The following is a 25,326-nucleotide window of genomic DNA, read 5'->3' as shown; positions in this document are numbered from 1 at the left end:
AACTTGCATTTTGTAGGCCCGGCAGGCGCTGAACGCCGCCGGGCACTTGTTTTAAGACGATTTACGCACGCGCAGGTACCATTCGCAGAGCAGGCGGACCTGTTTGCGGGTGTAGCCTTTTTCCATCATACGGTCGACAAAATCGTCGTGTTTTTTCTGTTCATCGGTTGAGGTTTTGGCGTTAAACGAGATCACCGGCAGCAGCTCTTCGGTATTGGAGAACATCTTCTTCTCAATGACCGTGCGCAGTTTCTCGTAGCTGGTCCAGTTCGGATTGCGCCCGTTGTTATGCGCTCTGGCGCGCAGGACGAAGTTCACAATCTCGTTACGGAAGTCTTTCGGGTTGCTGATCCCGGCAGGCTTCTCGATTTTTTCCAGCTCCGCGTTCAGGGATTCACGGTCAAACAGCTGGCCGGTATCCGGGTCGCGGTACTCCTGATCCTGGATCCAGAAGTCAGCGTAGGTAACGTAACGGTCGAAAATGTTCTGCCCGTACTCTGAATAGGATTCCAGGTAGGCCGTCTGGATCTCTTTGCCAATAAACTCGGCGTATTTCGGGATCAGGTAACCTTTGAGGAACTCAAGGTAGCGTTCAGCCTGCTCCTGCGGGAACTGTTCGCGCTCGATTTGCTGCTCCAGCACGTAGAACAGATGAACCGGGTTGGCCGCCACTTCCGCATGGTCGAAGTTAAAGACGCGGGAGAGGATCTTAAACGCGAAACGCGTGGACAGACCGTTCATCCCCTCATCAACCCCGGCATAGTCGCGGTATTCCTGATACGACTTCGCTTTCGGGTCGGTGTCTTTCAGGCTTTCACCGTCATAGACGCGCATTTTCGAATAGATGCTGGAGTTTTCCGGCTCTTTCAGACGCGAAAGGATGGAGAAGCGTGACAGCGTTTCCAGCGTGCCGGGCGCGCAGGGTGCGTGCACCAGCTCGCTGTGGTTAAGCAGTTTCTCGTAAATTTTGATCTCTTCGGAGATCCGCAGGCAGTAAGGCACCTTGACGATGTACACGCGGTCAAGGAAGGCCTCATTGTTTTTGTTATTACGGAAGGTCACCCATTCAGATTCGTTCGAGTGGGCGAGAATAATCCCGTTAAACGGCAGGGCGGAGATACCTTCCGTCCCGTTGTAGTTGCCTTCCTGAGTCGCCGTCAGCAGCGGATGCAGCACCTTGATTGGCGCTTTAAACATCTCGACGAACTCCATAATCCCCTGGTTCGCGCGGCACAGCGCGCCGGAGTAACCGTAGGCATCCGGATCGTTTTGCGCGAAGTTTTCCAGCTTACGGATGTCGACTTTACCGACCAGCGCCGAAATATCCTGGTTGTTCTCATCGCCGGGTTCCGTTTTGGCGATGGCGATCTGTTCAAGGATGGACGGCCAGACTTTCACCACGCGGAATTTGGTGATGTCGCCCCCAAACTCGTGCAGGCGTTTTGCCGCCCACGGCGACATGATGGTACCGAGATAGCGACGCGGGATACCGTATTCTTTATCCAGAATTTGCGCATCTTCCTGCGGATTGAACAGGCACAGCGGATGGTCGTTCACCGGGCTGCGTTCACCGTTGGCACTCAGCACATAGATAGGCACGCGCTGCATCAGCGACTTCAGGCGTTCAGCGAGCGAGGATTTACCGCCGCCCACCGGGCCGAGTAAATAGAGGATCTGTTTCTTCTCTTCCAGACCCTGAGCGGCATGCTTCAGATAGGAGACAATCTGTTCGATGGCATCTTCCATACCATAGAACTCTTCAAACGCCGGGTATCGGGCGACCACCCGATTCGAAAAGAGACGGGAAAGCCGAGGCTCCAGGGCAGTGTCAACCATGTTTGGCTCACCAATAGCCATCAATAGCCGTTCTGCCGCATTGGCATAGGCACTGCGATCTTGCCGACAGATGGTAAGAAACTCCTGCAGTGTGAACTCTTCGTCCTTGGCAGCTTCATAGCGCTGGCGATAGTGATCGAATATATTCATGGCATGCCGTCCTTTCGTTTTTTAGCACAGGATAAGAGCCGTTCGTATGAGTAGTGGAGGCTCCCGGAAGAGAATCTCTCGCACCTCACTGCCAGAGCAGCAACCTGTGTGCCAGGTCAGACGCTAAGAACCGCAGGTGTTCAGGAAAACTCTTCTTAAATTAAAGCGTAGATGGCATTTGCAAAACTTGCATGCCCACAAAATCTACTTTCAATGACATATCAATAACTCATCCAAAAATTTCCACTGTCGTTATAAGACAAATGCACGTTTTTCATTCAGCGGTCATGTAAATGAAAGCAGGTTGTCATCTGATAAGTTAAAAATAATGGGTTAATCAGGCTGATTAGCAGGCAAAAAATTTTGGGATGTACGGGAATGGCGGTTACACTTCACCCGCTGATTATTTGACTACAGGAAAGAATGGATTGTGACCAAACTCAAACTTCTGGCATTAGGCATCCTTGCCGCGACCGCAGTAAGCACCGCACAGGCGGAAAGTCAGTGGACGGTAGGCGCGGGTGTTGGCGTCATTAACAGCCCGTACAAACAGTATGACCGAGATGTTTATCCTGTTCCCGTTATCACTTATGAAGGCGATAACTTCTGGTTCCGCGGGCTCGGCGGCGGCTACTATCTCTGGAACGATAAGGCCGATAAGCTCTCCATCATGGCCTACTACGACCCAACGCACTTCAAGCCGGGTGACAGCGACAGCCACGCGCTTCGCCAGCTCGACAAGCGCAGAAGCTCGATGATGGCCGGGCTCTCATACGTGCATAACACCGAGTATGGCTTCCTGCGTACGGCCCTGGCGGGCGACACGCTGGATAACAGCAATGGCTTTATCTGGGATCTGGCGTGGTTGTACCGCTACACCAACGGTGGGCTCACCCTGACGCCGGGTATCGGTGTGCAGTACAACAGCGAGAACTACAATGACTACTACTACGGCGTCTCTAAAAACGAGTCCCGCCGCAGTGGTCTGAAAAGCTACAGTGCAGATGACGGCTGGGATCCTTACCTGGAGCTGACCGCGAGCTACAACTTCCTTGGCGACTGGAGCGTGTACGGCACCGGCCGCTACGAGCGTCTGAGCGATGAAGTGAAGGATAGCCCGATGGTCGATAAGTCCTGGGCAGGTATTTTCTCTGTCGGCGTGAGCTACAAGTTCTGATTGTGCATTAATTTAGTGCAATCTATGCATCAAAACGGGGCGCTTGCGCCCCGTTTGCTTTAGTGTGGTGCAGGGGAATTATCGCTTAATAATGCGAATCGTCTGCCCTAAGCGAGACGGTTTTTCTTCACTGGCTTTCTGCGGGGTGGTCACACAGGCTGTTTCCACGCAGACAAACGTTTTATAACCCTCATCCGTCATGTCGGCCATGCTGACGGACAGCGCAGGACCCGGGTTCCAGCCCACTACGTCGCTGTGATGATGGTGGACCACTTCAATGCCGCGATTCAGGGCACCGTCGTGGATCACGCTGCACGCTTCCGGGTGCAGGTAGACGCGATCGGTACGGTCAGGGAACGTTTGTACGCCGTCGCTCAGCTTCCCTTCTTTGGCGTTATCAACTTTGTCGATAAAGGTATCGCCAAGGCCGCTCACCTTCACTGCGCTAATATCACCCACGTTGAAGTAGGTATGCAGGGCCGCGGTGGTTTCGAACTCGCCGTGGGCTTCCAGTTCGATTTCACAGGTTTTACCCAGCTTAAAGCGGGCGTACAGGGTGAAATCGTGCGGCCAGAGGGCACGGGTTTCATCATTAGCCTGCAGCTCAAAGGTCAGCACGGCGCCGTTGTCATCTTCGTTGTGCGCTTTCAGCGTCCACTGCTGGTTACGGGCAAACCCGTGAGAAGGCAAACCCTGCTGTGCGGAAGGGCCGAACCACGGCCAGCAGATCGGTACGCCGCCGCGGATCGCTGCCCCTTTTTTGAAAGAGGTCGCATCGCTCAGCCACAAGCCTTCAGCTTCGCCTTCCGGTTTCCAGGAGAGCAGGTGGGCGCCGTTCAGCGCCACGGAGGCCTTAACGCGTGGATGGTCAACGACGATAACGTCAGCACCGTCAATCTGGCGGCGGGAGAGCACAGGGGTAAGTTGTTCGACTACCGGAAGTGCAAAAATTTTATTAATCATTAAGCAATCCTCTGTCTTATAAATAAAAAAAGGCGACCGAGGTCGCCTTTTTGGATCAAGCACTCATCTCAACTTATTTGGAGATGTGAGCGATCAGGTCCAGTACTTTGTTAGAGTAGCCAGTTTCGTTGTCGTACCAGGAAACCAGTTTAACGAAGTTGTCGTTCAGTGCGATACCCGCTTTAGCATCGAATACTGAAGTGCAGATTTCGCCGTTGAAATCGGTAGATACAACGTCGTCTTCGGTGTAGCCCAGAACGCCTTTCATTGCGCCTTCGGAAGCAGCTTTGATTGCTTTCTTAATTTCTTCATAAGAAGCAGCTTTTTCCAGACGAACGGTCAGGTCAACAACGGATACGTTAGGAGTTGGAACGCGGAACGCCATACCAGTCAGTTTGCCATTCAGTTCTGGCAGTACTTTACCTACAGCTTTAGCAGCACCGGTAGAGGATGGGATGATGTTCTGAGCCGCGCCACGGCCGCCGCGCCAGTCTTTGTGAGACGGGCCATCAACGGTTTTCTGAGTAGCGGTGGTTGCGTGAACGGTAGTCATCAGACCTTCGATGATGCCGAAGTTGTCGTTGATAACTTTTGCCAGCGGTGCCAGGCAGTTGGTGGTGCAGGATGCGTTAGACACGATATCCTGGCCAGCGTAAGTTTCGAAGTTTGCACCACGAACGAACATTGGGGTGTTGTCTTTGGAAGGACCAGTCAGAACAACTTTCTTCGCACCAGCGGTGATGTGTTTACGCGCAGTTTCGTCGGTCAGGAAGATACCGGTTGCTTCAGCAACAACGTCAACACCGATTTCGTTCCATTTCAGGTTAGCTGGGTCTTTTTCAGCAGTAACGCGGATGGTTTTGCCATTAACAACCAGGTGGCCGTCTTTCACTTCAACGGTGCCGTCGAAACGACCGTGAGTTGAGTCGTACTTCAGCATGTACGCCATGTATTCAGCGTCCAGGAGATCGTTGATACCAACGATTTCGATGTCAGAACGTTTCTGAGCAGCACGGAAAACAATACGGCCGATACGGCCAAAACCGTTGATACCTACTTTGATAGTCATATATTCCACCAGCTATTTGTTAGTGAATAAAAGGTTGCCTGTAAAATTACAAAAACCTTACGCAGCGTCAAGCGGAATCGTGTCAATCATTGCGACAAATCAATCCTGTGACTAACGTTTGTGCGACTGACTCGCCTCACTTTCCCTTTGAGCTTGCACCCATATGGGGGCTGCGCCGGGATTTTAAAGTCCTCGCAGGATAAAAATGTGAATATGATCACAATTGCCTGACCGCCTTTTCGCGACACATAAGTTTAGATCAAAAGTGCACGCAAGGGTGTTAATGTTTTGTTAGAATGCGGGGTAAAAGATGTCTGTTTCTACAGCGAGATGTAAGCATATGTCGAACCAACGTAACCCTGACGATTTGAAAAAAAACCTCACAGAAATGCAGTTTTACGTGACGCAGAATCACGGAACGGAACCGCCGTTCACCGGGCGCCTGCTGCACAACAAGCGGGACGGTGTCTACCACTGCCTGGTCTGTGATGCACCGCTGTTCAATTCACAAACGAAATTTGATTCAGGCTGCGGCTGGCCGAGCTTTTACGAGCCGGTGAGCGATGAGGCCATCCGCTATCTGACCGACTCGTCGCACGGCATGGTGCGCACGGAAATTCGCTGCGGCAACTGCGATGCGCACCTTGGTCACGTCTTCCCGGATGGCCCTCAGCCAACGGGCGAGCGTTTCTGCGTGAATTCAGCCTCAATGAGCTTCACCGATGATGAGAATGGCGACCAGATCAAGGGTTGAAAAAACGATTCAGCAAATTATTCCTTTGAAAGGGCGGGATTGTGAATATTGAAGACATGATTAGCGGTATGACGCCGGAAATTTATCAGCGTCTGGTGACCGCCGTAGAGCTGGGAAAATGGCCCGATGGCGTCGCGCTGACCCCGGAGCAAAAAGAGAACAGCCTACAGCTGGTGATGCTGTGGCAGGCGCGCAATAACACCGATGCGCAGCACATGACTATCGACACCCAGGGCCAGATGGTGATGAAGAGCAAGCGTGAGCTGAAAGAGGACTTCGGTATCACGCCGAAGCCGATTGCGACCTTCAAATAACGCTCTCCGTGTAGGCCGGGTAAGCGCTAGCGCCACCCGGCACATACGCCTTAGTGCTTAATCCCGAGCGACGCCGCCAGCTGTTTCGCTAACTGATTGTTGTCATCAGCCCCGTACTCCCAGAACATCGCTCCGGCGAGACCTTTCTTTTTGATGTAGTCCGCTTTGATCGCAACGGAGCGTGGGTTCTCATACGAAATCGCAAACAGCGCGTTGCCATCGGCACCCTTCACCGAGAGCCATGGCACTTTTGCCTGGTCGTCCCAGTGCTCGGTAAAGCGCTTCTGCGGATCGTTCAGCAGCTTTTTGACGATATCGTTGTACTTCACGTAGGTATCTTTGGTCAGGTCATAGCCGAGTGACTTGAACAACCCGATCTCCTGCGGCCCGAAGTAGGGCTGGGTTACCGGATTATTTTGCGCATCCGGTTTTGTCCAGTCGATCCCCGGCTCCACGGCGCGTTTCGGTACGCGGCCATAGAAACCAATCCCGAGGTTCATCTGCTGCGGCTTCAGCCCGGCGGCCAGATAGTTGTTCACCACAAAATCGACGCTGTATTTGTCCGCGGCGGCCACCGTCGGCCAGGCGCTGGAGTCATACAGGTTGGCATTGAAGTACTGCGTGCCGTACGCCATGTCGTAGGTCATCAGGTTGATATAGTCGAGCAGGGGCGCAATCGCTTTCACATCCACCCAGCTTTTCGGACTTTCCGCATTCGCACCTACCGCAATGGTGACCAGCTTTTTATGCCCGAACGCGTCGCGCATCTCCTTCAGCAGGGCGGTAAAGTTATCCCTGTCGGCGGGCTGGCTTGCCACCAGCCCCCATGCGCCGTTGACCGGATACTCCCAGTCGAGGTCGATCCCGTCCAGGCCGTATTTGTCGACAATCTCCTGCGCGGAGCGGATAAACACCGCGCGCGTCTCTTTGGTTGCCGCTGCGCCAGAGAAGCCACGAGCGCCCCAGCCGCCAACGGAAAGCAGCACCTTGAGGTTCGGGTTTTGCTTACGCAGAGTGGGGATTAAGGCCAGATCGGACGCCACTTTTGGCGATAGCCAGATTTGATGCAGCTTCGCCGGATCTTTCAGCGCGGCGTTGGTTTCTTCTTTTTCGTCGTTATAGACCAGACCAAACGAGTAGTTCAGGTGGGTGATCTGGCGAACGTCCAGTTTATTGATATCGCCACCCGGTCCGGCGGTGACATCGCCACCCCCGTTAAAGTAGCCCACGGACATCAGGGAACTGGCGGAGGCAACTGACGCGCAAAGCAAGGGTAATGCTGCCAGCAAGGGCAAACGTTTCATACAAGTTCCTCTTTGACTTAATAAAATTAACCACGCCACGGAAAAGGCGTGGCGAAAAAACAGCCTAAAGAGAATAGCACTGCCGCTTCGCTGAGGTTGCGAGGGAGTTCACTTTATGGGAATCGGAGGGGGAGTTTTGCCGGGTGGCGCTGACGCTTACCCGGCCTACAAAACCAAAGAAGTAGGCCGGGTAAGGCGCAGCCGCCACCCGGCTTAAAAGGCCTAAGCCTGCGTCTCCAGCCAGTCTTCGAGCGTATACAGCGTCGCGCCTTCCGCAGCCATATCCATAAACGCCTGAGCGCTGTCCTGCGGTTGAATGTTCACCCCGCGGCAGCCGTCGGTGATAACGCTGACGGTGTAGCCTAACTGAAGCGCATCCAGCACGGTGAACTTCACGCAGTAGTCCGTTGCCAGCCCCAGCACAATCAGCTCGGTGATTTCGTGGTGACGCAACCACGCATCGAGAGCGGTTTTCTGACGATGCCCGTTATCAAAAAACGCGCTATAGCTGTCGATAGCCGGATTTTCGCCTTTGTGGAACACTGCGTCGATGGCCTTTTGATTCAGGAGCGGATGCAGCGCCGCGCCTTCCGTCTGCTGTACGCAGTGATCCGGCCAGAAGGTTTGCGCCAGCCCGTCGAGTTCCCCCTGTGTGAACGGCTCGACGTTGTGCTGGCTGGCAAAGCTGCCGTGATTCGCCGGGTGCCAGTCCTGGCTTGCGACAACCGCTTCACCGCGGGTCTTGCTCCAGTCAATCAGCGTGTTCGCCACGTCAACGGTGCTGTCACCTTCGGCGACGGCCAGCGCACCGCCCGCGCAGAAATCATTTTGCAAATCGACCAGGAGCAGGGCGCGTTGCTTCATGAGACCTCCTTATTCGTCAGGCGTCAGTTCGCCGCGCAGGTTTTGCATCATCGCGCTGCGAATGGACTGAATGTCCAGATCCTGACTCAGTAAATAGTGAAGTTTAGTTAGCGTTGCCTCAACGGTCATATCGAAGCCGCTGATGACCCCCGCATGCGCCAGCGCGTTACCGGTGGCATAGCCGCCCATATTCACTTTACCGGACATACACTGGGTCAGGTTCACCACCACAATTCCGCGCTCGCTGGCTTCCTGAAGCTCTTTCAGGAATTCGCCGTTCTGTGGCGCATTGCCCACGCCGTAGGAGCGCAGGATCAGCGCCTTCACCGGCTGGCGCAGGAAGTTACGCACCACGTCGGCAGAGATACCCGGGTAGATAGTGACCACGCCAATCGGTTGCGGAGTAATCGGATGCACAATCAGCTCGCCCGCGGTGTTCGGCGCAGGAGGAGTTCCCAGACGACGGATATGAATCCCGGCCTCCAGCAGCGGCTGCAGGTTTGGCGAGGCAAAGGCGTCAAAGCCGTCGGCATGGGCTTTGGTGGTGCGGTTGCCGCGATACAGACGGTTATTAAAGAACAGCGACACTTCGTTAATCGGGTAATTCGCCGCTACGTACAGGGAATTCAGCAGGTTGATCTGCCCGTCTGAACGCAGCTCCGCCAGCGGAATTTGCGACCCGGTGACGATAACCGGCTTGCTCAGGTTCTCCAGCATGAAGGAGAGCGCCGAGGCGGTAAACGCCATGGTGTCGGTGCCGTGCAGGATCACGAAGCCGTCGTACTGGTCGTAATGGGCTTTAATGTCATCCGCGATGTGCTGCCAGTCTTCCGGCGTCATGTCGGAGGAGTCCATCAGCGGCTCGTATTCGTGGATAGTAAAGTCAGGCATTTCCGGACGGTGGAATTCGGGCATCAGCGCAAGCTGACGCTGAAGGTGGCCGGAGACGGGGATATAGCCGTTTTCGGAGCGCTGCATACCGATGGTACCGCCAGTGTAGGCTACATAAATCGATTTCTTCTGCATGGTAGTGAGTTCTTGTTCTTCAAAAGAAAAAAATCCCCTCTTCGTGGGAAGAGGGGACGGTTTTTAACGGACGTTCGCGCAGGTCAGGCAAAACGCGTAACGACTCTGTGGATCGTTAAAGGCCGCAAGCTTATCGCTTTCCGCCTTCATCGCTTTCGCTGCCGTGGCGACCGGCGCAGGCAGGTAAGCCTGCATCGCCTCCGGCAGCATGGCGCGTACCGAGCCGGACATGCTGTCCATGACCATATCGAAGAACGACGGCTCGTCCTGGTAATACTCGATATGCCACTGCTTCAGCTTCGCCAGTTCGGCGGCTTTCTTCACCGCGTCATCGAAGTCACCCAGGCTGTCCACCAGTCCGTTGCTCTTCGCATCCTGACCGGTCCAGACGTGGCCCTGTGCAATCTGGTCGATCTGCTCAGGCGTCTTTTTACGAGAATTGGCGACCAGTGTGATAAAGCGTTTGTAGCCGTTTTCAATGCTGAGCTGCATCATCTCAGAGACTTCCGGCGGCAGGGATTTGGTCACCGAAACATCCGCCAGCGGAGAAGTCGCTACGCCGTCGGTATGCACGCCCAGATAATCCAGGCTGTTCTCTACGGTGTTGATCACCCCGAAGATGCCAATCGAGCCGGTCAGCGTGCTTGGGTTAGCCACGATGTAGTTGGCTGGCGTTGAGATCCAGTAACCTCCGGAGGCGGCCATTCCGCCCATTGAAACGACGACCGGCTTGCCGGCGGCGCGGGCCGCGGCCAGTTCAGCGCGGATCACCTCGGAGGCGCTGACGCTACCGCCAGGGCTGTTGACCCGCAGGACAATCGCCTTCACTTTCGGATCCAGGCGCGCATCGCGGATTTGTGACGCGGTCGTATCGCCGCCCACGTTCCCCGGCGTCTCCTGACCATCCATGATCGCACCGTTGGCAAAGACCACCGCGACGCTATCACCGCTCTCATTCGGTTTCTTCGTCGAGTAATCATACATGCTGATGGCGCTGTAATTTTTGTCCTCTTTGCTCCAGCCAAACTGTTTGCTCAGGGACTTTTCAATCTCGGCGCTGGTGCCCAGGGCATCAACCAGTTTGTTATCGAGCGCATATTTCGCGGTATCACCGTCAACCTTACGCAGGCCTTCCAGCACGCCCTGCGCGCCAGGGAACACCTGCTCCGGTGTAATCTGACGGTTCGCGGCAACGGTACCCAGATAGTTCTGCCACAGCTCACCAATCCAGCGGCTGTCCGCTTCGCGGGCGGCAGGGGACATATCGTCGCGGATAAACGGCTCTACGGCGGATTTGTACGTGCCGACGCGGAAGACGTGGGTGGTGACCTTCAGCTTATCGAGCAGCGATTTGTAGTACAGGCCGTTGGTGGCAAAGCCGTGCAGATCGACCGTACCCTGCGGGGAGAGCCAGATCTTATTGGCGAAGCTCGCCAGATAATATTGTCCCTGGCTGTAGCTGTCGCCCACGGCAATCACCGGCTTGCCGCTGTCGCGGAATTCGCGCAGCGCTTTACCGATGTACTGCATTGAAGGCTGATCGCCTCCGGCAAAATCTTTCAGATCCAGCACGATGCCGGTGATGTTGCGGTCATCTTTGGCCTGACGGATGGCATCGACGATATCAAACAGGGAATTTTCCTGCAGCCGATCTGATGTTGCGCCAAACAGCTGGCGACCAATCACGCTCAGGCGACTGCTGGTGGACGGCTTATCAACGATAACGCCGGTGATATCAAGTAACAGGGCCCCGCGAGTCGAATGCTGCGCCTGATTCGCGTTGCTGATGTGCATCCAGATACCCGCGCAAACCAGAACCAGCAGGATGAAGAAGATGTTCATCACCAGGTTGCGGACGAAGTTGAGCAGTCGCCACGTCCATTTAAAGAAACCGGCAATAATTCGCCAAAGGGTTCGCATGTATTCTCCCTAACCAGAAAATGACTGTTTCCGTCGCCACTGGACGGTAATGTTGGGTTATCGTAATGACCCAACCGCCACTTGTCAGCAGGAATCGCCTGCCAGGCTGTAACAAAATCTGCCGTCGTGTTAATTTTGTGAGTAAATTTCAAGAATGGAGTTAACCAATGGACGCACTCGAACTGCTTGTTAACCGCCGTAGCGCTTCCCGTCTGGCCGAACCTGCCCCTGCAGGCGAGCAGCTGGAGAACATTCTGCGTGCCGGCATGCGTGCCCCCGATCACGGTACGCTGCAGCCGTGGCGCTTCTTTGTGATTGAAGGCGAAGGCCGCGATCGCTTCAGCCAGCTGCTGGAGCAGGGCGCGGTGGCCGCCGGGCAGGATGAGAAGGGCATCGACAAGGCGCGCAATGCCCCGTTCCGTGCACCGATGATTATAGCTGTCGTGGCGAAATGTCAGGCCGACCATAAGGTCCCGGTTTGGGAGCAGGAAATGTCCGCGGGCTGTGCGGTAATGGCGATGCAAATGGCCGCCGTCGCGCAGGGCTTCAACGGTATCTGGCGCACCGGTCCGCTGACCGAAAGCCCGGCGGTGCGTGACGGTTTTGGCTGCGGTGAGCATGACAAAATTGTCGGCTTCCTCTATCTCGGTACCCCGCAGCTTAAAGCCTCCAGCACCATCAGCGTGCCGGACACCACGCCTTTCGTCAGCCGTTTCTGATAACCCACGCTAAACTGTCTGGATTCTGAGCATCTGCCGCAGAATTCAGACAGTCATACTTACCTCTTTATGGAATGAGCGCTACCATAGCGCGATTGAGATGACAGGAGACGTCCATGAGCGAGCAAACCATTCGTTTAACGCAGTACAGCCACGGAGCCGGTTGCGGTTGTAAAATTTCCCCGAAAGTGCTGGAGACCATCCTGCACAGTGAACAGGCGAAGTTTGTCGACCCGAACCTGCTTGTCGGCAATGAAACGCGCGACGATGCTGCAGTTTATGACTTAGGTAACGGCACCAGCATTATCAGTACCACCGACTTCTTTATGCCGATTGTCGACAATCCGTTCGATTTCGGGCGCATTGCGGCCACCAACGCCATCAGCGATATCTTTGCCATGGGCGGTAAGCCGATTATGGCGATCGCCATTCTGGGCTGGCCGATCAACACCATCCCGCCGGAAGTGGCCCGTGAAGTGATTGATGGCGGCCGTTTCGCCTGCCAGCAGGCGGGAATTGCGCTGGCCGGTGGTCACTCTATCGATGCGCCGGAGCCTATCTTCGGCCTGGCCGTCACAGGCGTGGTCCCGACCGAACGCGTGAAGCGCAACAGCACCGCGCAGGCGGGCTGCAAGCTGTTCCTCACCAAGCCGCTGGGCATTGGCGTGCTGACTACCGCCGAGAAGAAGTCCCTGCTGAAACCGGAGCACAAAGGGCTGGCAACGGAAGTCATGTGCCAGATGAACCTCGCCGGTGCGGCGTTTGCCAATATCGACGGCGTGAAGGCGATGACCGACGTCACCGGTTTTGGTCTGCTGGGGCACCTCTCCGAAGTGTGCCAGGGCGCGGGCGTGCAGGCGCAGGTCTGGTATCAGGACGTGCCGAAGCTGCCGGGCGTGGAGGAGTATATTGCTCAGGGCGCGGTCCCGGGCGGTACCCAGCGCAACTTCGCCAGCTACGGTCACCTGATGGGCGAAATGCCTGAGGAGTGGCGCAACCTGCTGTGCGATCCGCAAACCTCCGGCGGCCTGCTGCTGGCGGTGACGCCAGAATCTGAAGCCGAGGTCCAGGCCACGGCCGCCGAGTTCGGCATTACCCTGACGGCGATCGGCGAGCTGGTGACCGCGCGCGGTGGCCGACCGATGATTGAGATCCGTTAATTCGATGCGGTTGTTTATTGCCGAAAAGCCGAGCCTGGCCCGTGCCATTGCCGATGTGCTGCCTAAGCCGCATCGCAAAGGCGACGGCTTTATCGAATGCGGTAACGGGCAGGTGGTCACCTGGTGTATCGGTCACCTGCTTGAGCAGGCGCAGCCGGATGTCTATGACAGCCGCTACGCCCGCTGGAATTTAAACGATCTGCCCATCGTGCCTGAAAAATGGCGCCTGCAGCCCCGGCCTTCGGTCACCAAACAGCTCAACGTGATCAAGCGCTTCCTGTATGAAGCCAATGAAATCGTGCATGCGGGTGACCCGGACAGGGAAGGGCAACTGCTGGTGGATGAAGTGCTGGACTATCTTGAGCTGGCGCCGGAAAAGCGCCAGCAGGTGCAGCGCTGTCTGATTAACGACCTCAACCCGCAGGCGGTGGAGAGGGCCATTTCGCGCCTGCGCGCCAACAGCGAGTTTATTCCGCTGTGCGTCTCGGCTTTAGCCCGCGCCCGAGCCGACTGGCTGTACGGGATCAACATGACCCGCGCCTATACTATCCTCGGGCGCAACGCGGGCTATCAGGGCGTGCTCTCCGTGGGGCGCGTGCAGACGCCGGTGCTGGGGCTGGTCGTGCGTCGCGACGAAGAGATTGAGAACTTCGTCCCTAAAGATTTCTTTGAGGTAAAAGCGCATATCGTCACGCCTAAAGATGAGCGCTTTACCGCCGTCTGGCAGCCGAGCGATGCCTGCGAGTCGTATCAGGATGAAGAGGGGCGTTTGCTGCACCGTCCGCTGGCGGAGCATGTGGTTAACCGCATTACCGGACAGCCCGCTATCGTCACCAGCTATAACGATAAACGGGAATCAGAACCCGCGCCGCTGCCCTTTTCGCTGTCGGCCCTGCAGATTGAGGCCGCGAAGCGCTTTGGCCTCAGCGCGCAGAACGTGCTGGACATCTGCCAGAAGCTCTATGAAACCCATAAGCTCATCACCTATCCGCGTTCGGACAGCCGATATCTGCCGGAAGAGCATTTTGCTGGACGTCATTCGGTGATGAACGCCATTAGCGTGCACGCGCCGGATCTCCTGCCGCAGCCGGCGGTGAACCCGGACACCCATAACCGCTGCTGGGACGACAAAAAGGTGGACGCCCACCATGCGATTATCCCGACGGCGCGCGCCAGCAGCGTCAATCTGACCGACAACGAAGCGAAGGTCTATAACCTGATCGCCCGCCAGTACCTGATGCAGTTCTGCCCGGACGCGGTGTTCCGCAAATGCGTGATCGAACTGGAAATCGCGAAAGGGAAATTCATTGCTAAAGCCCGTTTCCTTGCAGAAGCAGGCTGGCGCACGCTGCTGGGGAACAAAGAACGCGATGAAGAGAATGACGGCACGCCGCTGCCCGTAGTCTCCAAAGACGATGAGCTGCTGTGTGAAAAAGGGGAAGTGGTGGAGCGGCAGACCCAGCCGCCGCGCCATTTCACCGATGCGACGCTGCTGTCGGCGATGACCGGGATCGCCCGGTTCGTGCAGGATAAAGATCTGAAGAAGATCCTGCGCGCCACCGACGGTCTGGGTACGGAAGCGACGCGAGCGGGGATCATCGAGCTGCTCTTTAAGCGCGGCTTCCTGGAGAAAAAGGGACGCTACATCCACTCAACGGAACCGGGCCGGGCGCTAATCCACTCTCTGCCGGAGCTGGCCGCCAGGCCGGACATGACCGCACACTGGGAATCGGTGCTAACGCAGATCAGCGAGAAGCAGTGCCGCTACCAGGACTTTATGCAGCCGCTGGTCGGGACGCTTTACCAGCTGATCGACCAGGCGCGCAGCACGCCGGTGAAAACGTTCAGAGGGATGGTTGCACCCGGTAGCGGCGCGAAGAAACCGTTTAAAAAGAAGAAGAGCGCGGCCTGATTCGCCCCGTTTTCTCCCTCTCCCTGTGGGAGAGGGCCGGTGTGAGGACACCCGGCCGCACGATATAAACCTTAAATCACACCCTGCCCAATCATCGCATCCGCCACCTTCACGAACCCGGCGATATTCGCGCCGTGCACGTAGTTGGTTTGCGACGCCTCGCCGCCGTACTCCACGCATGCGTGGTGGATATCCAGCATGATGTGGTGCAGACGCGCATCCACTTTTTCCGCCTTCCAGCCGAGACGCGCGGCGTTTTGCGCCATCTCGAGGCCGGAGGTTGCAACGCCGCCCGCGTTAGCGGCCTTGCCCGGTGCAAACAGTACGCCCGCTTCTAGGAACAGATCCGTCGCGTCGATGGTAGTCGGCATATTCGCCCCTTCGGCTACCGCCTTCACGCCATTGCTAATCAGCGTACGCGCGGCGTCCACGTCCAGCTCATTCTGGGTGGCGCACGGCAGGGCGATATCCACCGGCACGCCCCACGGCTGTTTCCCTTCCAGGTAGGTCAGGCCAAACTCCCGGGCGTAATCCGCCACGCGTCCATCGCGGCTGGCTTTAATTTCACACAGGCGCGCCAGCTTCTCTGCCGTGAAGCCCGCTTCATCCACCACCGTTCCGCTGGAGTCAGAGGCGGTGACCACGCGAGCGCCAAACTGCATCGCTTTTTCAATCGCGTACTGCGCCACGTTACCGGAGCCGGACACCGCGACGCGCATGCCTTCGAAGCTCAGGCCGTGACGCTTGAGCATGGCCTCGGTGAAGTAAACCAGGCCGTACCCGGTTGCTTCAGGGCGGATCAGGCTCCCGCCAAACGACAGCCCTTTGCCGGTAAAGACGCAGGCGCTGTTGTTAGAGAGCTTTTTCATCATCCCGGCCATAAAGCCCACTTCACGTCCGCCCACGCCGATATCACCGGCAGGAACGTCGGTGTCGGGACCAAGATGGCGATAGAGTTCTGTCATCAGCGCCTGGCAGAAACGCATCACTTCGCCTTCGCTTTTGCCTTTCGGGTCGAAATCGCTGCCGCCTTTCCCGCCGCCCATCGGCAGCGTGGTCAGCGCATTTTTAAAGGTCTGCTCGAAGCCGAGGAATTTCAGAATCGACAGGTTCACGGACGGATGGAAACGCATGCCGCCCTTAAACGGACCGATGGCCGAGTTAAACTGTACGCGCCACGCGCGGTTGACCTGCACCTGATTGCGATCGTCAACCCACGTCACGCGGAACTGGATCACGCGCTCTGGCTCGACAAGGCGTTCAAGCAGCGACATCTGGCGATAGCGCGGGTTTTGTTCAAGGAAGGGCCACAGGGTGGTCATCACTTCACGCACGGCCTGCGCGAACTCGCTCTGGTGCGGGTCGCGCTGCTGAACATGGGCAAGGAAACTTTCCAGAGAGCGTGTCTGATCCATAGATATAAGAACCTCTTATAATAATGTTTGTATATGACTTATGCGTTTTGTGTTGTTTTTTTGACTATACCACCCGTACTGCTTTGTCTGGCAAGCAGAAATTTAGGGCGAAAGGGAAATTAATGAGAGGGCGGGAGTCATAACTAAAAGCGATGACGAGATATATTAAAGGTTCCGCGCCGGTTTACCGTTATAGTCATTATCAAGGGAACAACAGGAAGATGTGTCTATGAACCGTTATATACTCACCGCGTTATGTGCGATCTTTACCGCAGCCGCGCAGGCTGACCGCATTCGCCCGGATGTGGAAGTGAATGTGCCGCCGGAAGTGTTTAGCTCCAGCGGCCAGAATCAAACGGTGCAACCCTGTAATCAGTGTTGTATCTATCAGAATCAGAACTACTCGGAAGGGGCCGTGGTGAAGGCGGAAGGCGTGCTATTGCAGTGCCAGCGCGACGAGCGCGCCATCAGCACGAACCCGCTGGTCTGGCGTCGCGTAAAACAATAAACGCTTCCAGCAGCGGAATATCCGCGGGGGCTAAGGCGTAGCCAAACGCCTCTTCCGGCGTACACCACGCCAGCGCGCTGTGGTAGTGCGCCGTGAGCTCGCCGCTAAACGCAGGAACGTGCCATGCGTGCAGGTTGATTAACCGCTGTGAGACTTCGCGCTGGTGGCTGGCCACGTACTGCGCAGGCAGCGCATCAATACCTAACTCTTCACGCAGCTCGCGGATAAGCGCCTCGGGCTGGGTTTCACCCGCCTCGACTTTGCCGCCTGCAAATTCCCACATGCCCGGCTGGTCGGCGTGGGCAGGGCGCTGCGCCAGTAAAATTTTGTCGTCTTTTTCGATGATGGCGGCAACGACATCGAGTGTTTTCAGCATGGTCGTCAATAATTGATGGCAAAAAAAGACATATTATCGTGCCCTTTCTCAGAGTCCAGCTATCAGGAGAATCAGGTGAAAGAGACTACCGCCTGGGTTGCCCCTATCGAATCCCTTCCCGCCAGCCTTAAACCGATTGCCGTCATGCAGAAAAAGCACTTTGGCGCCGTGCTGAATCCCACGCGCTGGTGGGGGCGCATGCCGCGTCTGTTCTGGCTGGTGGCGCTGTTCGTCGGTTTTCTGGAGCGTCGTCGCGCGCGCCTGACGCCCGTGCTTCGTTCGCTGCTCATGACGCGGGTGTCCCAGCTCTGCCACTGCGCTTTCTGTATTGATGCCAACAGCCTGCGGCTGGCCGAGCGCTGCGGGGCGCTGGATAAGGTGCAGGCCGTGAGCGACTGGCAGAATTCCACTTTGTTCACCGAGCAGGAGCGCGCGGCGCTGGCCTACGCCGAGGCGGTGACCGCCACGCCGCCCCGGACGGATGAGGCCATCAGAACGGCGCTGAAGCGCCACTTTACGGATGACGCCATCACCGAGATGACGGCGCTTATTGCCTTTCAGAATCTCTCTGCCCGCTTTAACGCCGCGCTGGATATTCCGGCGCAGGGGCTGTGCGCCACCTTTAACGAGACGCCTCATGCTTGATCGCCACCTCCATCCACGAATAAAACCCGTCCTGAATCGTCTGGTCTCCGTGCTGGACCGACCGGGGATAACGCCCGACGGATTAACCCTGACCGGGTTTGCCATCGGCGTGCTGGCGCTGCCGTTTCTGGCTCTCGGCTGGTATCCGGCGGCGCTGGTCGCCATCGTGCTGAACCGACTGCTGGACGGTCTGGACGGGGCGCTGGCGCGCCGCAGAGGGCTGACCGATGCGGGGGGATTTCTCGATATTGCGCTCGACTTTCTGTTCTACGCCCTGGTGCCGTTTGGCTTTGCGCTGGCAGCACCCGTTGAGAATGCGCTGGCGGCCGCCTGGCTGCTGTTTGCGTTTATCGGGACCGGCAGCAGTTTTCTGGCGTTTGCGGCGCTGGCCGCGAAGCACGACATCGACAACCCCGGCTATGCGCACAAGTCGTTTTATTACATCGGCGGGTTAACGGAAGGGACGGAGACCATCGCGCTGTTTGTGCTGTGCTGCCTCTTCCCGGCGCACTTTACGCTTTTCGCGTGGGTATTCGGCGCGCTGTGCTGGCTGACCACCACAACGCGCGTCTGGAGCGGCTACGTGACGCTTAAGTCACTCAACCCTTAGAGAGCGCTTTCTGGCCCGCGCTCACCGGTCGTTACCGGGTTCTGCGGATGACTGCTCCATTCGTACCAGCCGCCGTCATAGACGGCGATATTCTTCCAGCCCATCGCCCGGGCGTACATAAAGGTTTCGGACGCCCGCCAGCCGGTGCCGCAGTAAAACGCGACGTGCTGTTCCGGCAGAATATTCCAGCGGTTCCACTGGGCGGCGATGTCGTCAGCGCTGCGCATGGTGCCATCCGGGTTATGGAAATCCTCCATGTGGGTAGCATCGCTGCCCGCGTGGCCCCAGCGGGCACCGGCAATTTCACCTTTTGGCTTGATGTAGCTGTAGCCGCTGGTTTTGCCGATAAACTCCGGCCACGAGCGAATGCTAACCAGGGAGGCATCCTGACGGTGCAGCATGCCGCGCGCCTGTTCCATATCCATCATTAGCTGCGGCTGGCCGGGGATCGGCGCGCCAAAATCGGGGGCTGGCGTCACTTTGCCGGGCGTGCCGCGCTCAACCGGCAGGCCAGCATCCGACCACGCCTTCCAGCCGCCGTCGAGGATACGCAAATCCTTCACCCCCGCATACAGCATAATCTGCGCCACGCGCGCGGCGGCGTAGACGTCGCGGCCATACAAGATGACGGTGGTGTCGTGACGGATCCCGTGCTTCGCCAGCATCGCTTTCAGCTTGTCGTCGGAGACTTTATTCCACAGCGGCTCGCTTTCCACCTCGTTGGTGTCGATATAGCCCGCGCCGGGAATGTGGTTCAGCAGGTAAAACTTCGGTGCGCCCCAGGCGGCTTCAATCACTTTCCAGTCGCCCGACGGCGCGGCGGTCACGGGTTTACCCTGCTGGAGCCGGTGGATCCACTGCGGGTAAACCAGCTGTTCAAAATGGGGCAGGCGCTGAAGGCGGTCGGGCGTCTGCAGGGCGTCGCTGAGCAGCGAAACGTGGCGGTATCCGGCTTTCTCCAGGCGGGCTTTCACCGCCCGGTTATCGTTCTCGTCGCCGTACAGGGCGATGGCCGTTGCAGGCATAAGCTGATGCCGTTTTGCCCAGCCCGCAATCTGCTCATCGCTCATAGCGCTAAGCCACGCGGCAGCAAGGTTGAGTGCGGCGGGTTCATGCCCGGAGGGGCCGCTGAGCGTCTGCGGCCAGCCGTTATAGAAGGCGCTGGCGCGGGTGTCGACAGGCGTGCCGTGCTGTGCCTGAAGCTGAGACAGCGTGATGGCGTTGGGCATATCAGCCGCCAGCGAGGAAAAGGAAGCGAGGCCACAGAGCAGGGCCAGCGCGGTCAGTTGAGAAACACGTTTCATCGAATAACCTGACGTCAGTAAAAGAGGGGGGCATTGTCGTCTCTCCCGAATCGGAAAACATTGCGTTAGCACATTATTGCCAGCGAGAAATCTCAATCAGCTCGCCGCCGGGCGGAATATCGTCCTCATCGTGCGTGACCAGCACCACCGGGATATTGCGCGCGCGGACGGCGTCAAACACCCATGCCCGAAATGAGGCCCGCAACGCTTTATCGAGGCGGCTGAACGGTTCATCCAGCAGCAGCGCCTGCGGCTCCGCGAGCAGGGCCCGCAGCAGGCTGACCCGGGCGCGCTCCCCGCCGGAAAGGGTGGCCGGATCGCTGGCGTAATGATCGCTCAGCCCGGCGGAATCCAGCGCCTGCTCGACCGCTTCCCGCCGCGCCCGCCCGGCGATCCGCTCGGGCAGCGCCAGCAGCAAATTTTGCCCGACGCTGAACTGATCGAACAGCAGCGCGTCCTGAAAGAGAATGCCCAGCCCGCGGGACTCCACGGGCAGACCGTCGCAGCGACGCGCGCCTAGCCACAGTTCGCCCCGCGCCTGGAAATCGTCTGACAGCGCGCCGACCATCCAGGCAAAAAGGGTCGATTTGCCGCTCCCGGACGGCCCCATCAGGGTGACGATCTCCCCGCGGGGTACGCAAAAACTGACCTCGCGGAAAAGCGGTTCGATGGTGAGATTTTTTACCTTCAGCATTAACGTAATCCTTGTCGGTAGCGGCCCACGAGCCGGGATAGCAGGGCGGCAACACCAAACACCGTGCCCGTGACCAGCAGTAATCCCAGCGCCCGGTTAGCGAGAATCGGGATGCTGCCCCCGCTGCTGAGCGCGACGGTTTCGGTCGTCAGCGTGGCGAAACGCCCCGCGCCCAGCCACAGCGTCGGCATATATTGCGCCATGCTGACGGAAAAGCCGGTGGCAAAGGCCAGCATCGCAGGGCGCACCAGCAGGGGACATTTCAGCAGTAAGAATATTTTTCCCCGTCGCCAGCCGAGGGTTCTGGCGGTGAGGATGAGCCGGGGATCGATCCGCCGCCAGGCGGGTTGCAGCACCAGCAGCGTCCACGGCAATACCCAGAGGAGGTGGCTCCAGAGCACGGCGGCGTAGCGCCCGTCGATGCCCAGGTGCAACGCAATCGCATACTGGCCGGTGACGAGCGGGAGGGCCGGAAGGGCGAGCGGTGACCACACCCACAGCGCGCCGCGCTGCGGACCCCATTCCAGCCAGAGTAAGCCGACGACCAGGGCAATCAGGGCTGAAAGCAGACCGAATGACAGGCTGGTTCCCACCGGGCCAACGTCATCCCGCTGCGCCAGCATCAGCAGCACCGCGGCGCACAGCACGCCGCACGCGGGCAGAAAGCCGCTCAGTGCTCGCTCAGGCAGAACGCGCTGAGCCCGGGGACGCGTTCCGGTGAAATCCGCAAACCTGCGAACCCATGCCTTCCAGAGACCGTATCCCAGGGCGGCCAGCGCGGCCAGCAGCAGAAGGAGAAGCAGGCACAGCAGCGTCCCTTTTGCCTGCTGCTGCGCGTCGCCCTGGCTCAGCCACTGCCATGCCAGCACGGCCAGGGTAGGCGGGTTGCCGGGCCCGAGAACGATCGCCACGTCCACGACCGACAGCGACCACGCCAGCACCGCCAGCATCACCGCCCCGAGAACGGGCGCGATAGCCGGAAGGATCAGCCAGCTGAGCGTCTGAAAACGGCCGTAGCCGAACGTCTGCAGGACGATTTTCTGCTGCGCGAGCCGTTTTTCCGGCAGCACGGCGTAAATCGCCCACAGGACAAACGCGCTCTCTTTGACCGCGAGCGTCAGCCCCAGCCCGACGCCGTAGCGGTCAAACGGCGGCGAACAGACGGTGCAGACCTGATAAAACAGACCGCCCTCGGCAAACAGCAGTAACGCGCCGGTGGCGAACGCCACATGGGGGATCGCCAGCAGCCACGGCAGGCGGGTCGTGAGACGTCGCCAGCGCTTACCGGGCCACAGAAGGCTGACGAGGAAAAGGGCAATCAGCAACGCCCCGAGCGTAGCGATGAGCGTTGAGACCAGCGTGGCAATAGTTGCCTGCGGCAGCTGCGGATCGTTCAGCAGCTGCTGCCAGTTTGCCATCGAAAACGCCGGTGCGAACAGCATGACGCCTGCGGGCAGGATTGGCAGATATATCACCGCCATCGCCAGCCAGACAAGCCCGCTCAGCGGGTGCCGTAACGACGCAGCCATTCCTGCTCCAGCGCGTTCACCCAGGCGGACTGCGGCTCTGCAAGCACCTTCGGCAGCCCCTGCGGCGAGTGGGCGAGCAGCTGTTTGGCTTCACCTTCGGGCAGCGTTTTGGCATCCAGCACGCTTGGATCGCCCCAGATGGCCGGCTCGGCCTTGCGGATCTGCGCCTGGGGTGAAAGCAGGAAATTAGCGACCACTTTCGCCCCCGCGCTCGCGCTGGCGTTGGCCGGAATCGCCACAAAATGGACGTTGCCGAGCATACCTCTCTGGAAACCAAAGCTGTAGCTGTCGGCGGGCAGTTCTCCACGGGCGACTTTTTGCTGCGCATGGGCCGGGTTAAAGGTCAGCGACAGGCTCAGGCTGCCGCTTGCAAGCAGGGCATCCATCCGTGCAGGAGAAGGGGGGAAATCTTTCCCTTCGCGCCACAGCAGCGGGTGGAGTTTGTCCAGATAATCCCACAGCGGGGCCGTCACCTCGGCAAAGGTGCTATCGGGGGCCTTTTGCAGCGCGTCCGGGTGAGCGGTCAGCGTCAGCAGCAGCTGCTCAAGAAATGCCGTGCCGGTAAAATCGGGCGGGCGAGGATAGCTGATCTTGCCCGGGTGCTGCTGCGCATAAGCCAGCAGCGCCTGAGGATCATCCGGTGGCGTCGGCATGCTGGCCTTGCGGGCGATAAAGGTCAGCTGCGCGCCGCCCCACGGCGATTCCGCCCCGTCTGTGGGAATCGCAAAATCTTCCGTGACGGGTTTACGGGTATCAACATAGCGCCAGTTGGGTAACGTCTGCGCCCATCCTGTTTGCAGCAGATTCGCTTCTTTTAACGTGCGGAAGTTCTCGCCGTTAACCCACAGCAGGTCGACGGAGCCGTTGGTCTTACGCCCCGCGGCGGCTTCGGTCTGGATACGTTTTACCGCATCGGCGGCATCCGCCAGCGGGACGATTTTGAGGGTAATGGCATAGTGCGTTTGCATCTCACCGCTGACCCACTCAAGGTAGCGGTTGACCGCCGGGTCGCCGCCCCAGGCGTTAAACCAGACGGTCTGGCCTTTGGCCTGTTGCTGAATGGCCTGCCAGCCGTCGGCGGCATACAGAGGGGCTGCCAGCAGCAGCCCGGTCAGAAACGTGCAAAAACGCACACGGCGCATAATGCCTCACTTTTTAGCAGACGGGAGATAACGGGAAAACAGCCGGCGGGAGACCAGCGGTAATAACCCCAGTAGTGTAAAGGCGAATATCATGCCCGGCGACAAAATATCGCGCAGCGAGGCCACTTTTCCCAGCTCGCGTCCGGCGTTCAGAAAGACAACCGTCGCGGGCAGCATGGCGACCTGGCTGACCCACCAGTAGCGAAATACCCCAATGCGGGTCAGCCCCATCAGCAAATTCACCAGGAAAAACGGGAACAGCGGCATCAGGCGCAGGGCAAAAAGATAATTCGCGCCGTCGCGCGCCATGCCGGTATTCACAGTATCCATCTGCCGGGCAAACCGCCGTTGCAGCCAGTCGCGCAAAAGATAGCGGCTGGCGAGCATGGCCAGCGTAGCCCCGAGCGTGGAGGCAAAGGAGACCAGCACGGTACCTTCCCACAGGCTAAACAATGCCCCAGCCAGCAGGGTGAGGATCGCCGCGCCGGGTATCGACAGGGCGGAGACCGCCACATAGATCGCAAAGAAGATCAGCGCGCTGCGCAGCGGCGCCTGGTCGACATGGGCGAGTAACGCCTGCTGGTGGGGTTTAATCCCTTCCAGGGAGAGGGTTCCCGGGGGAAGCATGACAAACGTCAGAATAAATGCGCCCAGAAGGGCGCACAGGAAGAGTGTTTTTGGAATGTTCACGCGTCATTACAGCTTGAATTTAGCCCACACCGGCGCGTGGTCAGACGGTTTTTCCATGCTGCGGATCTCGTAGTCGATCCCGGTTTCGATGCAGCGCTCGGCCAGCGGTGAACTGGCGAGCAGAAGATCGATACGCAGGCCGCGGTTGTCGTCAAAGCCTTTGGAGCGGTAGTCAAACCAGGAGAAGCGATCCTGCGTGTCCGGGTTGGCGTTGCGGAACGTATCCACCAGGCCCCAGTCCAGCAGGCGCTGCATCCACTCGCGCTCTTCCGGCAGGAAAGAGCATTTGCCGGTGCGCAGCCAGCGTTTGCGGCTGTCTTCACCGATGCCAATATCCAGATCGGTCGGGCTGATGTTCACATCACCCATGATCAGCACCGGATTGTCTTTATTCAGTTCGGTGGTCAGATAGTCCTGCAGATCCTGATAAAACTTGGCTTTAGCCGGGAATTTGGTCGGATGGTCGCGGCTTTCGCCCTGGGGAAAGTAACCATTAATCACGGTGATGTTACCCAGAGGGGAAGGCAGCTCCGCCATGATGATGCGGCGCTGTGCTTCTTCGTCATCGCCGGGAAAACCACGGCGGACGGAAACTGGCGTCTCTTTGGTCAACAGCGCAACGCCGTAATGGCCTTTCTGTCCATGATAAAAGACGTTGTAGCCGAGTTTCGCCACCTCTTCGAGGGGGAACATGTCGTCGTGAACCTTTGTCTCCTGCAGGCCGATCACATCTGGCTGATGTTGCTCAACGATAGCTTCAAGCTGATGGGGGCGGGCACGCAGGCCGTTGATATTAAAAGAGACAAATTTCATAGTCGCTGCCAGTGCAAGGTGAATAGTGCAAGGATGGTAGCAGAATTTGCGTCAACTGTTACCGGCTTCGACCAATAACTGCAACAGATAATGCCGGTGGTGCAATATTTGCACCATTCTGACGCGCCTCGCCCCCAAACAGGGCATAAATGGCCGATAAATTTCGCGAGCGATCACAATTCCAGAATTATATTTGGCCTGTGCATACTCTTTCTGATTTTCATGCGGCAAAGCGCCGCTTGTCGTAAAAATATTCACTTTTTATGCATTAACAGTGAATAACTCCATATTGTAACTCATTGATATTCTGTTACCTCAACCCGTTTATGCATTTTTATCGCTGGCTGGCACGAAGGCTGCAATCTACATTCACAGTGCAAACACTCAATTATTTAACATTCAAATAACCTTTTATTTACCGGATGAGGTCGC

At 57.8% G+C, this 25,326-nt stretch carries 24 protein-coding genes; 9 read left to right on the top strand and 15 right to left on the bottom strand.

Annotated elements, in window-relative coordinates; translation table 11 throughout:
- Positions 1-51: 51 nt before the first annotated feature.
- A complete protein-coding gene (yeaG, locus tag RVY89_RS09890; RefSeq protein WP_008500713.1) occupies positions 52-1,986 on the bottom strand; it encodes a protein kinase YeaG in 1,935 nt (644 codons plus the stop codon).
- Positions 1,987-2,416: 430 nt separating this feature from the next.
- Here yeaG and RVY89_RS09885 point away from each other — a divergent pair, with 430 nt between their 5' ends.
- Positions 2,417-3,163 (top strand): MipA/OmpV family protein, encoded by a 747-nt coding sequence (locus RVY89_RS09885; RefSeq protein ID WP_484827684.1) that lies wholly within the window; start codon positions 2,417-2,419, stop codon positions 3,161-3,163.
- A gap of 78 nt (positions 3,164-3,241) precedes the next feature.
- On the opposite strand, the gene RVY89_RS09880 is transcribed toward RVY89_RS09885, so the two are convergent.
- Both RVY89_RS09880 and gapA read right to left on the bottom strand, forming a co-directional pair.
- A complete protein-coding gene (locus RVY89_RS09880) occupies positions 3,242-4,126 on the bottom strand; it encodes a D-hexose-6-phosphate mutarotase (RefSeq protein WP_484827683.1) in 885 nt (294 codons plus the stop codon).
- Between the two features lie 73 nt (positions 4,127-4,199).
- Positions 4,200-5,195, bottom strand: coding sequence for a glyceraldehyde-3-phosphate dehydrogenase (gene gapA / locus RVY89_RS09875; RefSeq protein ID WP_023311257.1), 996 nt, complete (start codon positions 5,193-5,195; stop codon positions 4,200-4,202).
- Between the two features lie 340 nt (positions 5,196-5,535).
- On the opposite strand from gapA, the gene msrB reads away from it, so the two are divergent.
- Positions 5,536-5,949: a peptide-methionine (R)-S-oxide reductase MsrB gene (gene msrB / locus RVY89_RS09870; RefSeq protein WP_008500710.1), complete on the top strand. Its 414-nt coding sequence runs from the start codon at positions 5,536-5,538 to the stop codon at positions 5,947-5,949.
- Positions 5,950-5,990: 41 nt separating this feature from the next.
- The gene (locus tag RVY89_RS09865) at positions 5,991-6,263 is read left to right on the top strand and encodes a YeaC family protein (protein ID WP_484827682.1); all 273 of its coding nucleotides are present in this window, start codon (positions 5,991-5,993) and stop codon (positions 6,261-6,263) included.
- 50 nt (positions 6,264-6,313) lie between these two features.
- On the opposite strand, the gene chiD is transcribed toward RVY89_RS09865, so the two are convergent.
- The 4 genes from chiD to sppA all read right to left on the bottom strand — a co-directional run bounded on the left by chiD (position 6,314) and on the right by sppA (position 11,377).
- Positions 6,314-7,567: a chitinase ChiD gene (gene chiD, locus RVY89_RS09860; RefSeq protein ID WP_484827681.1), complete on the bottom strand. Its 1,254-nt coding sequence runs from the start codon at positions 7,565-7,567 to the stop codon at positions 6,314-6,316.
- 222 nt (positions 7,568-7,789) lie between these two features.
- Entirely contained in the window at positions 7,790-8,431 is a 642-nt protein-coding gene (pncA, locus tag RVY89_RS09855) for a bifunctional nicotinamidase/pyrazinamidase (RefSeq protein ID WP_484827680.1), read from the bottom strand.
- A gap of 9 nt (positions 8,432-8,440) precedes the next feature.
- Positions 8,441-9,457 carry an asparaginase gene (ansA, locus tag RVY89_RS09850; protein WP_008500705.1) on the bottom strand — a complete coding sequence of 339 codons (1,017 nt, stop codon included), beginning with the start codon at positions 9,455-9,457 and terminating at the stop codon, positions 8,441-8,443.
- Between the two features lie 63 nt (positions 9,458-9,520).
- Positions 9,521-11,377, bottom strand: a complete 1,857-nt coding sequence (gene sppA / locus RVY89_RS09845; protein ID WP_484827679.1) for a signal peptide peptidase SppA — start codon at positions 11,375-11,377, stop codon at positions 9,521-9,523.
- 167 nt (positions 11,378-11,544) lie between these two features.
- Here sppA and RVY89_RS09840 point away from each other — a divergent pair, with 167 nt between their 5' ends.
- From RVY89_RS09840 to RVY89_RS09830, 3 genes are all read left to right on the top strand, one after another.
- Entirely contained in the window at positions 11,545-12,096 is a 552-nt protein-coding gene (locus RVY89_RS09840) for an NAD(P)H nitroreductase (RefSeq protein ID WP_484827678.1), read from the top strand.
- Positions 12,097-12,212: 116 nt separating this feature from the next.
- On the top strand, positions 12,213-13,256 hold the full coding sequence (gene selD, locus RVY89_RS09835; protein ID WP_008500702.1) for a selenide, water dikinase SelD: 1,044 nt from the start codon (positions 12,213-12,215) through the stop codon (positions 13,254-13,256).
- A gap of 4 nt (positions 13,257-13,260) precedes the next feature.
- Positions 13,261-15,168, top strand: a complete 1,908-nt coding sequence (locus tag RVY89_RS09830) for a DNA topoisomerase III (protein WP_484827677.1) — start codon at positions 13,261-13,263, stop codon at positions 15,166-15,168.
- 71 nt (positions 15,169-15,239) lie between these two features.
- Here the strand turns inward: RVY89_RS09830 and gdhA are convergent, their stop codons facing one another.
- Positions 15,240-16,583, bottom strand: coding sequence for an NADP-specific glutamate dehydrogenase (gene gdhA / locus RVY89_RS09825; protein WP_484827676.1), 1,344 nt, complete (start codon positions 16,581-16,583; stop codon positions 15,240-15,242).
- Positions 16,584-16,812: 229 nt separating this feature from the next.
- Here gdhA and RVY89_RS09820 point away from each other — a divergent pair, with 229 nt between their 5' ends.
- On the top strand, positions 16,813-17,091 hold the full coding sequence (locus RVY89_RS09820; protein ID WP_484827675.1) for a DUF1496 domain-containing protein: 279 nt from the start codon (positions 16,813-16,815) through the stop codon (positions 17,089-17,091).
- Here RVY89_RS09820 and RVY89_RS09815 read toward each other — a convergent pair.
- Entirely contained in the window at positions 17,051-17,467 is a 417-nt protein-coding gene (locus tag RVY89_RS09815; RefSeq protein WP_484827674.1) for a pyrimidine (deoxy)nucleoside triphosphate diphosphatase, read from the bottom strand. The two genes, RVY89_RS09820 and RVY89_RS09815, sit on opposite strands and share 41 nt — an antisense overlap.
- A 75-nt stretch (positions 17,468-17,542) precedes the next feature.
- Between RVY89_RS09815 and RVY89_RS09810 the strand changes: the two genes are divergently transcribed.
- Both RVY89_RS09810 and RVY89_RS09805 read left to right on the top strand, forming a co-directional pair.
- Entirely contained in the window at positions 17,543-18,112 is a 570-nt protein-coding gene (locus RVY89_RS09810; protein ID WP_484827673.1) for a carboxymuconolactone decarboxylase family protein, read from the top strand.
- Entirely contained in the window at positions 18,105-18,722 is a 618-nt protein-coding gene (locus tag RVY89_RS09805) for a CDP-alcohol phosphatidyltransferase family protein (protein WP_484827672.1), read from the top strand. Before RVY89_RS09810 ends, RVY89_RS09805 begins: the two co-directional genes overlap by 8 nt.
- On the opposite strand, the gene RVY89_RS09800 is transcribed toward RVY89_RS09805, so the two are convergent.
- The 6 genes from RVY89_RS09800 to xthA form a co-directional block, all read right to left on the bottom strand.
- A complete protein-coding gene (locus RVY89_RS09800) occupies positions 18,719-20,026 on the bottom strand; it encodes a sulfurtransferase (protein WP_484827671.1) in 1,308 nt (435 codons plus the stop codon). The genes RVY89_RS09805 and RVY89_RS09800 overlap by 4 nt on opposite strands.
- Before the next feature lie 73 nt (positions 20,027-20,099).
- The gene (locus RVY89_RS09795; RefSeq protein WP_484827670.1) at positions 20,100-20,720 is read right to left on the bottom strand and encodes an ATP-binding cassette domain-containing protein; all 621 of its coding nucleotides are present in this window, start codon (positions 20,718-20,720) and stop codon (positions 20,100-20,102) included.
- Entirely contained in the window at positions 20,720-22,249 is a 1,530-nt protein-coding gene (locus RVY89_RS09790; protein ID WP_484827669.1) for an ABC transporter permease family protein, read from the bottom strand. Before RVY89_RS09790 ends, RVY89_RS09795 begins: the two co-directional genes overlap by 1 nt.
- A complete protein-coding gene (locus RVY89_RS09785) occupies positions 22,222-23,382 on the bottom strand; it encodes an ABC transporter substrate-binding protein (protein WP_484827926.1) in 1,161 nt (386 codons plus the stop codon). The genes RVY89_RS09790 and RVY89_RS09785 overlap by 28 nt, the downstream gene beginning before the upstream one ends.
- A 15-nt stretch (positions 23,383-23,397) precedes the next feature.
- On the bottom strand, positions 23,398-24,081 hold the full coding sequence (locus RVY89_RS09780; protein WP_484827668.1) for a TVP38/TMEM64 family protein: 684 nt from the start codon (positions 24,079-24,081) through the stop codon (positions 23,398-23,400).
- Positions 24,082-24,087: 6 nt separating this feature from the next.
- Positions 24,088-24,894 carry an exodeoxyribonuclease III gene (gene xthA / locus RVY89_RS09775; protein ID WP_484827667.1) on the bottom strand — a complete coding sequence of 269 codons (807 nt, stop codon included), beginning with the start codon at positions 24,892-24,894 and terminating at the stop codon, positions 24,088-24,090.
- Positions 24,895-25,326 lie beyond the last annotated feature (432 nt).

The sequence above is a fragment of the Enterobacter sp. 3U4 genome (assembly GCF_057224565.1).
The sequence above is the reverse complement of the archived record's forward strand: the minus strand, read 5'-3'. Positions and strand labels throughout refer to the sequence as shown.